This window comes from Lysinibacillus sp. FSL L8-0312 (assembly GCF_038003285.1).
Classification (GTDB): Bacteria; Bacillota; Bacilli; order Bacillales_A; family Planococcaceae; genus Lysinibacillus; species Lysinibacillus fusiformis_D.
On sequence record NZ_JBBOOV010000001.1, the window covers coordinates 1,468,719 to 1,480,728 of the forward strand.

The window sequence follows — 12,010 nt, forward strand, 5'->3', positions numbered from 1 at the left end:
GGTTTGTATCTGGGTTTTCACGTTCGCTACTTGCTTTTTGGCTTTTTCTACCACACGTCCTACTGGACCTTTCAGCACGTTTTGAACACCTTGACTGATACCCTTAACTACCCCGGCACCTTTTTTTACAAATTTTCCGCCTGTCGCCGCCCAGCCCACAATCGGAATCATCGCGCCAAAGGAGAGGGCTGCATTGACCTTATCACCTCTGGCCAGATAAATAAGACCATTCACGCCATCCGCTACTTCGCCGACACCTGGGATTAACCCTATTAAATCTAATCCTACTTGTAGCGTATCTAACAGATTTTTAGGTTTTACAGCATTTTTCACTACTTTGGTCGTCGCTTGAGCGGCTTTTTTTACAGCCGGTAGTACTTTTTCTTTGACTACCTGCTTCGTCTGTTTGACAGCGGCCTTTACCTGTTGCTTGGCCTTTGTCACAGTCGCCTTTGTTTTCTGTACCACCTTTTTCGTAGTCAAGACCGCTTTTTTAATGGCCTTCTTCGCCCGTTTGACCAATTTACTCTTGGATAAACTATTTTTCAGCTTCCGGGCCTTGGTAAAGAATTTCCCCCACTTCTTCTTTTTCTTCCTGCGCTTTTTCTTTTTCTTCTTTTTATTGGACTTTCGTTGTTTCTTCTTTGTCGAGCCCTTCTTTTTGGAAGATTTCTTGGAGCTTTTTCCTTTCGATCCTCCGCTCTTTCCTTTTTTCTTTCCACCTGGAGAGCCTACTTTTGGAATCATCCCCAGTAAGCTTCCCGCTAGTCCTAATAGACCCATTAGGGATCATCCCCATCATGTCTAGGGCGGAATCGAGGTCTGCTTCCTCTTGCGCAGAGACGGATACAGGGGCTTTAATTGAGCCATCCATCGTCACTACCTGTCCCTGGATATCGGTATTGCCATCAAATACAAGACTGCTGGAGCCGCAAGTAAAACGCATGAAGTCCGTTGCACTGAGGGCAATTTTCTTGCCAGGAAAGGTGAATGTGTCATTGGCTTTGATGAGTAATGGTGGCTTACTATGTACCGTGATACCACTGTCCTGCTGTAGTGGGATATACTGTCTATTATATATTATGATTTTGACCCAAGAATCTTATTATTTTAACCATAAAAAAACCTTGAAAGGTGTTAGCCAATCAAGGTTTGTTTGGTAATCAAAATAAATCTCTCTTGATACAAAATATCATTATTTGTTTCTTCGAAAGAAATAATGAGTTTAAATTAAATATTTTTTCGCATCAACTTTTAGTTTCAAAAACTTTGATACCCTAAATTTAATCCATGTGTTCCTCAGTAATCTGTATACTTCTCTTTAAATTTAAGTTTGGGTATCTTCCATCTAATCAATATAGTAATTCAGTATACTTTTTAGTTTGCAAATTAGATGCCACTTTTTCAAAAACCTCACTTAAAAATGAAAGTTCTATTTTTATACAAACCTGCAAAAAATTCAGAGTCAAATTTTCATCTCCGCTTAATAATATAATTAACTCTTCCCATCTTTGTTCAATTCTTGGATCATTATCATCTAGTAATGCTCGTGCACCTAAGATTGCTCTGACTTTGTCTTCAAACATTCTTTATACCTCCCTTTATAATTGAGGAGGGATTTAACATTATACATGAACTCACTATTACCATTAGTTCAATTATTCATGTTATTAACTATTCTTATCACAATTTCTTTGTCCCACTCATCAAGATTAGTCATTAATTCTTCATATTTCAATTTCGATTCAGGTGTATTTATAGTCCCAAGTGCCGCAATGCTATAATGGCCTATTGTATCAATACCGAAAAGTTTATTTACTTTCGGGTCTCTAAATTCACTAATCTCTACTAACCTCGATATAATTTTCTCATTACATAATTTTCTACTGACAATCTGATCTATAGCACTAACCAATACTTGATTATGATGAATATCCAAACATTTAATAATCTCTAGGTCGTTTAGTTTTCCCTCTCTAATTTCCCTTGATAAACTTAAAGGTTTCATTTCTCATTGCCTCCCTTTATTCATTTATAGGACCAAATGCATCTATCAAATACTGTCTTTCTTCCCTATAGTTGTTCCACAGTTGTTCAGCAAGAGCCTTGTTACCAATCCTTTCAGCCTCTTTGATTTCAACCATATACGCTCTTAGCTCCATAATAATTCTATTCTTGAACTCATAAGTAACTTCCAATTTTGGATACCCTTTTGACATATCATCTAAAAAATGTTGATACTCATGTCTCAAAGCACTTATTGATGCATTTTCATAAATATTTAATTGCCCCGGACCATTTCCTTTTGGTGCATACGCCATGATATCACGATCTAATATTCTTACTTCTACCCCCGCTTCCTTTGTTTTCTTAATAATACTTTCCCATTCTTCAGGATGTGAGAGACGTCCTGGACCATATATATCTCTAAATGGGTCAGCATCATTTTTCCCTAACATATGATCTGGTAACCTACTATTACCCGTACCCTTACTACTACTCGAACTGGTAGTAGACTTAACACTTGTTACTCCAGTCGAAGTCTTCCCTACTTTTGTTAGTGTTCCAACACCTTTTGTCCCAACGACAGCTGTAGCTGTATTTAGGGTTACTTTTGTTCCCCAGTATGCTCGTGAATAGTTATTACCATGAATAACATCTTTTTCAATAGAGTCTTCTATTGAACCAGCTATTGTTTTCACAGCTAGCAGTGGATCTGAAGCAAAATTTTTCAAACTGTTCAAACTGTCTGTTGTTTCTTTCACTACGCCTATCGGATCAGTTACTAATTTTTTTACATCATTGTAGGTGTTTTTAGCAACATCTACGGTTGCATCAAACTTTCCTTTAGATTTTTGGGTTTGTTGGAGGCCCATGTTAAACCCTGTCCGTAAGAATTTTTCTTTTTTAGACATATCCTTACTTATATTGAGTGGCTCCATTTTATCTAAAGACTTATAGACTTTGACAGCTTCTTTTGCGGCAGTTTTTACTTCCTTTACCGCTTGCTTTGTCTGGTTATAAACGGCTTTCGTTTTGTTTACTACTTGTTTATAGGTTTTCTTACCCGCTAGTACAGCACTTTTTACTACTTTCTTAAATTGCTTCGCTATTTTACTTTTACTTACTTTATTATAGAGCTTCCGGGCCTTGGTAAAGAATTTCCCCCACTTTTTCTTCTTTTTACTCGATTTCTTTTGTTTCTTCTTTGTCGAGCCCTTCTTTTTGGAGGATTTCTTGGAGCTTTTTCCTTTCGATCCTCCGCTCTTTCCTTTTTTCTTGCCACCTGGAGAGCCTACTTTTGGAATCATCCCCAGTAAGCTTCCCGCTAGTCCTAATAGACCCATTAGGCATCACCCCCACCAACAGGGATCATCCCCATCATGTCTAGGGCTGACTCAAGGTCTGCTTCTTCCTGCGAAGCGACTGATACAGGGGCTTTGATGGACCCTTCCATCGTGACAACCTGTCCCTGGATATCCGTATTGCCATCAAACACAAGACTACTGGAGCCACATGTGAAACGCATCGATTCAGCTGCACTCATAGATACACGTTTTCCAGCAAAGGTGATTGTGCCATTCGCTTTGACTAGTAGGGATGGCTTACTATGCACGGTTATACCGCTAAACTGACTATCCGCTATTTACCTAAAACTACTATCTATCCATTATAAATCTTTTTTTCACTTTATATTTCTTCACTCCAACATATAATTGTATGCCTGTACTTGTATAAAAATTAACACTTAGTACACTAATTAAATAATCGTAATCTTTTCAATTTACGTATTTAAACATGAAAAAGCACTTGTCGCCTGTTATAGACAATCAAGTGCTTTAAGTTTATAAATTTTCTAAGTTTATTAATATATTTGAAAGTTTTATAAGTTATTTTTATATCGACAGTATGACATCTTTTATACTACTTGGCAAGTGTAACGTTTAAACCCTTTAGCTTGTTTAATCTCGTGTGTTTGTTGCTTATGCCATCCATAAGGGGTCCTTGTAAATAAATTTCATCTCGCCTATTCTCGCTCTTATTGCTTAATTGTTAAAATAGCACTCCTTGATGGTCTAGCCTTCATGAGTTATTAATTCAAATTCAAGGATATCTTTAACTGTATACAATTAAAAAACTATTATTTCCTTGTTTATCACCACGAGCTTTGTCATTCTCGTTAGTTTGTTAGTTATTCCATATTTATACTACCCTTTCCATTAAAAGGTCTCGCCCAAATTTCGTTCTTTTCTCGCTATCCCTGTTCTTATTGCTCAATAAATCTTCCAGATTAAACTTGATATGTTATTTTAACTCATTAGTCTGCTTATCAAGTAATAGACAGGAGATTTTTTTCGCTCCAACAAAGTAATATTTTTCACTATCGAAACCCTCAGCAATGAACTTAAAAATATAATTACCTTTATCCACTTCAAATTTATCTGTTAAATTCTCTATTTCTTCCTCAGTAGCTAATCTAATTACGGGATATGATGTATCTGTTTTCCAGCCAAAAGGCAGAGAAACAAAGTGGACTTGCTCAAAATTAATCTCAATATTAACCTTCTTTGTGGTATTATCCAACCGGCCTATAATTGTTAAATCCCATCCATTTGATAAAGCAACATCAAAATCCATCCATAGCTCTTGAGAAGCATATTCATTGATTCGCGTTATTACTTGAAGTACTTCATTTTCATTCATAAAAAATCTTTGTTCACTCAATATTATCACTTCCTTATCTATTTAACTGAATATGCGTATCTCTTGCAGCCTCTTCATTAAATAAAGGGTTCGGCCGCCCATCTTTATGCGTTTCCTTTAATGTACTTTCATGGTGCCATTTCCTATTAGAATCCATATATTCTGTTCCGTTACCAGGCTTCTGTCTCCCCACTCTATAAATACTTCCCGATTTTCCATACTGAGTTTCAGCTTCGTGAGCTCTTATCTCGTATTTATAATCACCATCAACCCACTTTTCTTTGAATCTTCCCGGTAATTCATCTAGCTCTTGTCGCTTCATTACTTCATCTAAGAAATCTTCAGGGTTAGTTGTTTTAGTCAAATCGACTTTATCCGTACCCTTATTCGCAACAGGTTTACTATTGGTGCTATTCTATGATAGTTTACTGGGCTACTGTTTCAAAAATCCAAAAACCAACATATCCTATAATAGAACATTTCACAAAGTTATTACATGGGTAGATGTGTTAGTGGTTGAATAAATGACTGATTCGGCAATGAGTGGGGCCTTTTTAATCAGCCTTCGCTTATAGGTTTATGTTATTTGAGATATTACGGGTAGGTAAAAAAGAGCAACCACCACACGAGCGGTTATTCACATTGTGGCGTGGTTGTATAAATGAGAAGAACATCCGTATAATGTGATGAATCAGTTCATGTTTCAATATATTGTAGTAACGCATTGTTCTGCATATACCGCTTACTGTTAAACGGATCGGTTGTCTACTTCAAGCATAGTAGTATTTCATGATACGCTCGTTGAAAACTTTAATTCTTTTTATTAACATTTAATTCAGCTAGTAAAGTTTCGCCAATATTGTCGATTTGTTTATCTAAATCACCTGCTACAAACCCACACAAAGAATTATCTCTATTTTCAATGTAAAAGCTAATGCCGTCTTTAAAACCTATGTGATGGGTCAGGTCACTAAACCATGCTCTTTGGAAATCATATGTTTTTGAAAATTTTTCAATTATGTCAAAAACATCCGATTCATTGTTTCTCTTTATTGCTTCTTTAAGCATGTTAGGTGATCCAGCAAAGATTATACTCTTATCATAATTTAATCTTTCGTATTTACTAAAGGCACATTGAAATAAGAATTTTTCAAAGTTATCTGCAAAATAACTTACAAACTGGCTATCCTCATCAGTCATAACAATCTGAGGATTATCAGTTTGAGTAAAATCAAATGATAGTTGACCATAGAATAATTCAGTTTGAAAAAAATGTATATATTTATCACTTAAAGTGTCTGGTTCTTCTTCATGTATCCCTTCATAAGTATCAATTATCTCAGAAATGGAAGCATATCCTGGAAGTTGAATTTTTAGTAAACCCTTATCATCCTGCCCCATATAATTTAAATAAATCTCATATTCTTTAGGAAAATGATAGTTATATTTATTAATTTGTGTTAGATTTTTTAGCGTATCTATGTCCTCTGTTTTTGCAGGTTCTATTTCAGCTACCCATTTCTCATCAAATTTAGATATATATTTTGACAATCGTTCCAAAAGATTTGTACAATCTCCCATAGATGGGATGTGATTACTTTTTATTGGCATTTTCATATTTCATGTACTCCTCTATATTTTTATATCACTACATGTTAAACATGGATTCATTTGCTTTGAATTTTCTACATATGGATATTTTTGCTGAGCGCCAAACAGTATCGATACCTGTTATTTTACTTGAATTATCATGTACAGCATTTACCACTTTTGCTTCTGCTCAAGAACTTATTTCATCTAAAAACCCAACTGAAACCGTTCTATTCTATTTTTGTACGTTATTACAGTAACGACTGGTTTTTAGGCTTTTTTACCATCCCCTAATATGAAGCTCACCTATCACCTTTCATGCTTTTGCAGCAACCTCTAAAGCTCTTGATGGGTATGAAGACGGGAGCTCCAGGCTCTATAATTCAAATTTAAAATTGTGAATAATTCTTAAATAAATCTAAAATTGATTGCGCTTAAACTCTTTGAATAGGTAAATTGAATTTTTCTATATATTTTATCAATAGGTTATTCCTACCAAAAATAATATTCTCAACTAAATCACAAGAGTTATTTATTCGAATTAAAGCAAAAATCTGAGCCGACACCATTATAGATTCATTCCCATTTTCATATCAACTGCAGCAGTTATAACAGAAATACAAAAAGCTTATTCCTTTTTAGCATTCGAGTAGAAATAAGCTTTTCTGAAATTATCATATAAAAGTTAAGTTAAAATCATTATGTTATCTAGACTCTTCTATCAATTATATAGGGAAAATAAAAAATCTGATAAAGTATCACTGACCTTGTTAAAATCATCTAATTCTACACTTTCATCATAACAATATACCGCTGGCTCGTCCCCATCATTTAAATCAAAAAACCAGAACATATATCCTTGATGCATCATAAATATAAACTGATTATCTGTAAGTTTTTTTGTGTAGTTGTTTTCCTCCAAAAGTTCAATAGCCCACTCTTTTAAATCAAAAATATACTTCATGGAATAATCCGTACCACCTAAAAATTCAATTCCATTCCCAGCTTTATTCATAAAATCCAAATAAGTTTTAGGAAGTGTTCGAGTAGGAGAGAATTTTACTAATTTTAATATATCATCCTTACTGCAGGGTTTCATTGGATAAGAGTCCTGCTCTAAGGATGTCAAGAAATCCTCTATATTACTACTTTTAAAATAGTTTATACAAAATCTCCTCCTTATCCTACATCTACTATTTGTACTATTATATGTTTATCGCCACAAGCGTGTCATTATCGATTATTTAGTCACTAATCCATTCCTGTATGTAAAATGTCATCTTGCCTAAAAAGCACTTGTTGTAGATATAAAACAATCCATTAATTAAAGTTTGTCTATTTAAAACTAGTTCCCATAGAAAGGGCTATAATACTGTGTTTTTGTTTTAATCTGTGCTGTTTCCTGATTCTAAACATTGTAATGATAAGTGAAACATGTGCTAGTTAAACGATTTCTATTGAATTCTTTATTTAAACTTCTTTTAACAGTCAAATAATTCATTAGCCAATTGAGAAATTTCTTGAACTGCGTCTTCAATTCTGTTTTGTTTATCTAAAGAATATTTATCTTCATTTAAATAGAAATAATTACTAATATCAACAAAAGATAATGCAAGTTTTTTAGGAGTGACTTCTAAACTTTTATATTCGACTATTAATCTTTTCATTGCTGTAATTAATTCACTATATTTATCTTCGTTCAATCCTTCACCATTTCTTAATTGTATTAAAATTGGATGTTCTCCTAGAATATTTTCATAAACACAATTTAAAGCTTCATTCTTATTCATAACGTTCTCCTTTAACGACATGGCTTAATTGCTGTAGAAGGAACATGCCCTCCACTAGAAATTCTTAGCTGAAAAAGTATACGGAACATAATAACCCGTGGTAGATTAATCATAACTCCTAGATAACAGAAGACCAGATTGATCACAAGTTTGGTGCAGATATCTTACATGTCTATAAACCAAAAACAATCAACATATTTCTCAAAATAAGTATTGTTAGGTAGAAATCCGTGTGAATAATATCAACTATACACGGAGCGAAATTCGTTGCTTTATGAGAAAGAGGTCTGAGCCATATTATTTCTAGTTCCAATGCGGGCTGGTCCGAACCTTCTATTTGTCATGCTGTTTTATAGGAAAGACTCACCATGACTTTTCATATCATAACGAGTTTATTCTCTTTTTGTACCTAGGCCTCGTTTTTACTTTTCTAAACTGGTGTCTACTTTTTTGAGAATGATCCAGTCCTTACTCCCATCTTTTGCATAAATATTGCTCGTAAAAATTATCAATATCTTCCTGACTTAGTATTTTCATATCATAAAAAAGACTATCGAGAATATCTTCAGCAATCTCTACGTCTTCTGCACAACCTGTATTGTTTGCCAGAAGTTCTACCCCTACTTTTACTAAATACCCTCTATCTGTTTTAGACAGAGTACGATCATTATAAACTTGAATTATTAATTTTTTTATTTGTTCTTTGATCTTTTTGTTTTCAATGTAATCTTCCTCTTCACTTTTGAATTGCTTATTGTAGTAGTTCTTTAAAGAACTTCTAATTTTGTCAATTTCACTTCGATAATCTATTTTCATCATTTAAAGACACCATCCTTTATAGTATAAGTACCTCAGCATCTTTCGTAGCAAACTTATACGCTGGATCTCTAAAACAGGATCAATCCCATTAGATACATCAAAGCCCTTTTAGAGTCTAACTTATCAGTATAATAGCAATTAGTGTACTTGAAGTCATCTTTCCTTTTTTAAGATTTGGCCATGCATAAAACTCAGCAGTATGTTGCTTTTTCATAGTTGATATATATTGGGTATTCAATTTCTCATCATCAATATGCTCCTGAATTGAATAATTAGCATCACAGAATCAGAGTTGCTATATCTTAAAAGAATTTGAGAGTGTGGAGCATTAAAAAAAGAATAAGAAAAGTATGTAATGGATTACAATACAAAACGTATTAAGGCAACCAAGGTTTTCTATTCACATAATTCTATTTTGTTTTCACCGCTTCTTTTATTTGCTCTACTAATTGAATTAACCACTGTAGTGGTGTTAGTTCAATTGCTGGAAAATAAATTTCTACATTATTTTGAATGATTTTTTTCTTTTCTTGTTGTGTTAATTGACTATTTAAAAAATCTTCACAATATTTTATTGTAAACAGCAAACATACTTTACTAGCTTCTTTTATAAACTCATTTAATGCTTGTTCAGGAGAATTGATATCTTGGTGGAATGTCCCACCTAAAAAATCTTCTAATTCCTCTATAAAATCATAACTCTCACCCATTTAAATTCCCTGCTTTCTTATTTTTCTGGGTATCCTGTAAGAATAAAACTACTTCCTTTATCCTTTTTTAGTATAAAAAGCGATTTTATCCCTACTCCAAATGCTCATTACTTCTGAACCTATACAAAATCCTTTTGAACTCATAATTAGTATTGTCCTTGGAAGTAGGATTTGTACGGAGGTTTTGACTCATGCTATTTAAAAATTTTCTAATAAAAATCAGGAACGCCGTATATTAACGATCATATGAAGAAAAGTAATGTGGAATATCTTCCAATTCGATAAATCGAATTCCTTTCATATGCCTTTCCTCACAAAGTTGCTTAAACCTTTCTGAACAAAATAGATATCTTGCTAATTTTAAGTCATTCAAACAAAACACGTCTCTATCATTTTCTTTTAATACAATTTTTTGATATTTTTCAACCAAATAATTTAAGTCAAGAATCTTATTTTCAGAAACTCTCCTTTTTGTAAATTCCGACTTCTCGTAATCAACAAAATCCTCTCTATTATAGTACTTAATAAAATAATAAGGTTTTTTTACCTTAGATTTCCCTTTAGAACTAACTACTTGGAGATTCGATATAACATACTTTTGCAAAGTATTTACTTGATTCATCAAAGTAAGAAAATCACAACTGACGATGTGACCATTAAAACTCTCATAATAGTCGAATTCAATTTTATTATTAGTAATTAACCATAAATCTTTTGGCATATCTTGTTTTACAAAAAAAATCTTGTTCCATTCGTATCCCATTCCCTCATTATATTTTGTTTCGTCAAAAGATTCGTGAATAACACCTTCCAAAAAAATAGGAGACTTTATATTATCCTTAACAATCATATAGTAACTCATTATATCACCCTAATCTTTGACACTTAGGATTTTTCCTAAATTGCACAGTATCAAAGTGTCCTTTCTGTATTTTGTTTTTTAATTCTATTTGCAATTTGCGAATATCTGTCCTAGTCTCTTTTTCATTTATTAGACCAAGAGAATATTTATTGGAAATATCTATCACCCTACTCATGACAAAATCACTATACATAAGATGACTAGTATCATGAATCATACTAAAAGAACTTCCTTTTAATGTGGTAGGGTTGCTAGGCATCATAATACCATTAAATGCTTCATCTCTTAATCCCCCCATACCGATAGAGTCAAAGAAGGATTGATGTGTTTTCTATGTATTAGTTGTAATAACATGGTGAGCTTGAAATCTTGATAGTTTATCTCCTGCCCTTTTTCTGTTTCCAGCAAGACTTGACTAGGTGCTCTCGCTAAACCGAATGAATCAATTTCCATATTTGAATCGTGCACATACCCATAAAGAGTCGGATTCCCACCTGCAATTCCAATCGGATTAACTTGAGTATAATTCCCTTGTTCTGGGTCGTAGTATCGGATCGATTATAGTACAATCCTATAAATCCTTATATTCAACCTCTCTTCAATTGCTTTTGTTCATTTTTCCATCAGCTATTCTAAGTCCATCTAGCAAAATAAGATTGTATTCTTGAGCAACAATTTCAAAAACTTCATCATAACATTCAAGAAAATAATGCTTATATCCCTTTTCAACCAGTGACTCTTGCTGATTCAAAAAGTCGGAATCAATCACTTCACAAAAACAAGTATCCAATATATTTTCATTAAAATAATCAAGAGCACAAAGTCCAAATTTGACTACATTTTTAAAAATGAAAGAAATATCAATGTATCGTTCTTCTGTCGAAATATTTGATGCCAACTCTGTTGCTAAATTTAATGAAATTTCAACTTGGCTTGGAAATCGATCCATATTGAACTTTTTTAAAATCAACGCATCTCTAGCATCTATTACACCAATTGTTGTATCTATAAATTTGGTTTTCATAATGCCTCCATTTCTTTACCTAAGGACAACGAATTTCAATTGTCCTACCGGCTGTTTTAGTGCTAAATCGTTTATTTAAATTAATATTCCCTAAATTTTCTTTAGTCGCCCAAATGGAATTCACTCATCCGCTTCAATCGAGAGTTATTTAACAAAGTATGTCTCGTAAAGGGATTTGTTACGACAATTTCTTTATGGAGAATTTCTTCGGCATTTTAAAATTGAATTATAAAAATACATAACGTATTAGAATACAAAACGAGTTAAGGCCGACGTTAAAAGACATGAGTCCGATACAATATCGAACTCATGCCCAAACCTCTGCCTAATGAAATAACTCTGTCTAACATTTCGAGGTCACTTCATTACCAAGAGGCTATTTACTATTCTTTTGCTTTGCTTACTCAACTAAAAACCACTATCGACTAATTCAATATAATACAGACCGTTTTAAAGCTTGTTTACATCAATAATTTCAATTTTCGAATCGAAATAATAAAATATTGCTAAA

At 33.3% G+C, this 12,010-nt stretch carries 15 protein-coding genes and 1 pseudogene; 2 read left to right on the forward strand and 14 right to left on the reverse strand.

The features are described 5' to 3' along the window. Positions 1 to 1,352: 1,352 nt before the first annotated feature. The 7 genes from MHI22_RS07470 to MHI22_RS07500 form a co-directional block, all read right to left on the reverse strand. A complete protein-coding gene (locus MHI22_RS07470) occupies positions 1,353 to 1,586 on the reverse strand; it encodes a hypothetical protein (RefSeq protein ID WP_244504883.1) in 234 nt (77 codons plus the stop codon). 68 nt (positions 1,587 to 1,654) lie between these two features. Continuing rightward, complete coding sequence (locus tag MHI22_RS07475) at positions 1,655 to 2,008, reverse strand: hypothetical protein (RefSeq protein ID WP_036150223.1); 354 nt, start codon at positions 2,006 to 2,008, stop codon at positions 1,655 to 1,657. Between the two features lie 16 nt (positions 2,009 to 2,024). Further along, the gene (locus tag MHI22_RS07480; RefSeq protein ID WP_340811555.1) at positions 2,025 to 3,347 is read right to left on the reverse strand and encodes a hypothetical protein; all 1,323 of its coding nucleotides are present in this window, start codon (positions 3,345 to 3,347) and stop codon (positions 2,025 to 2,027) included. Next, positions 3,347 to 3,616, reverse strand: a complete 270-nt coding sequence (locus MHI22_RS07485) for a hypothetical protein (RefSeq protein WP_340811557.1) — start codon at positions 3,614 to 3,616, stop codon at positions 3,347 to 3,349. Before MHI22_RS07485 ends, MHI22_RS07480 begins: the two co-directional genes overlap by 1 nt. Positions 3,617 to 4,305: 689 nt before the next feature. After that, positions 4,306 to 4,725, reverse strand: a complete 420-nt coding sequence (locus MHI22_RS07490; protein WP_248716456.1) for a hypothetical protein — start codon at positions 4,723 to 4,725, stop codon at positions 4,306 to 4,308. A gap of 13 nt (positions 4,726 to 4,738) precedes the next feature. Then, positions 4,739 to 5,068 carry a hypothetical protein gene (locus MHI22_RS07495; protein WP_340811562.1) on the reverse strand — a complete coding sequence of 110 codons (330 nt, stop codon included), beginning with the start codon at positions 5,066 to 5,068 and terminating at the stop codon, positions 4,739 to 4,741. A 446-nt stretch (positions 5,069 to 5,514) separates the two neighbouring features. Continuing rightward, positions 5,515 to 6,321 carry an SMI1/KNR4 family protein gene (locus MHI22_RS07500; RefSeq protein WP_340811564.1) on the reverse strand — a complete coding sequence of 269 codons (807 nt, stop codon included), beginning with the start codon at positions 6,319 to 6,321 and terminating at the stop codon, positions 5,515 to 5,517. Positions 6,322 to 6,395: 74 nt separating this feature from the next. Between MHI22_RS07500 and MHI22_RS07505 the strand changes: the two genes are divergently transcribed. After that, positions 6,396 to 6,554, forward strand: coding sequence for a hypothetical protein (locus tag MHI22_RS07505; RefSeq protein WP_180957833.1), 159 nt, complete (start codon positions 6,396 to 6,398; stop codon positions 6,552 to 6,554). 461 nt (positions 6,555 to 7,015) lie between these two features. On the opposite strand, the gene MHI22_RS07510 is transcribed toward MHI22_RS07505, so the two are convergent. From MHI22_RS07510 to MHI22_RS07540, 7 genes are all read right to left on the reverse strand, one after another. Further along, positions 7,016 to 7,423, reverse strand: a complete 408-nt coding sequence (locus MHI22_RS07510; RefSeq protein ID WP_231745023.1) for an SMI1/KNR4 family protein — start codon at positions 7,421 to 7,423, stop codon at positions 7,016 to 7,018. 352 nt (positions 7,424 to 7,775) lie between these two features. Next, complete coding sequence (locus MHI22_RS07515) at positions 7,776 to 8,084, reverse strand: hypothetical protein (protein WP_058844002.1); 309 nt, start codon at positions 8,082 to 8,084, stop codon at positions 7,776 to 7,778. Positions 8,085 to 8,552: 468 nt separating this feature from the next. Next, positions 8,553 to 8,903, reverse strand: coding sequence for a hypothetical protein (locus MHI22_RS07520; protein ID WP_340811566.1), 351 nt, complete (start codon positions 8,901 to 8,903; stop codon positions 8,553 to 8,555). 410 nt (positions 8,904 to 9,313) lie between these two features. Next, positions 9,314 to 9,613 carry a contact-dependent growth inhibition system immunity protein gene (locus MHI22_RS07525; RefSeq protein ID WP_340811567.1) on the reverse strand — a complete coding sequence of 100 codons (300 nt, stop codon included), beginning with the start codon at positions 9,611 to 9,613 and terminating at the stop codon, positions 9,314 to 9,316. Positions 9,614 to 9,848: 235 nt separating this feature from the next. Further along, positions 9,849 to 10,463 (reverse strand): Imm43 family immunity protein, encoded by a 615-nt coding sequence (locus tag MHI22_RS07530; protein ID WP_340811569.1) that lies wholly within the window; start codon positions 10,461 to 10,463, stop codon positions 9,849 to 9,851. A 297-nt stretch (positions 10,464 to 10,760) separates the two neighbouring features. Beyond that, positions 10,761 to 10,928 carry a hypothetical protein gene (locus tag MHI22_RS07535; RefSeq protein ID WP_340811571.1) on the reverse strand — a complete coding sequence of 56 codons (168 nt, stop codon included), beginning with the start codon at positions 10,926 to 10,928 and terminating at the stop codon, positions 10,761 to 10,763. Between the two features lie 145 nt (positions 10,929 to 11,073). Further along, complete coding sequence (locus MHI22_RS07540; protein ID WP_058844151.1) at positions 11,074 to 11,499, reverse strand: hypothetical protein; 426 nt, start codon at positions 11,497 to 11,499, stop codon at positions 11,074 to 11,076. A gap of 116 nt (positions 11,500 to 11,615) precedes the next feature. Here MHI22_RS07540 and MHI22_RS07545 point away from each other — a divergent pair. After that, a pseudogene (locus tag MHI22_RS07545) lies at positions 11,616 to 11,828 on the forward strand (IS3 family transposase); the annotation flags it as partial. Positions 11,829 to 12,010: the final 182 nt, after the last annotated feature.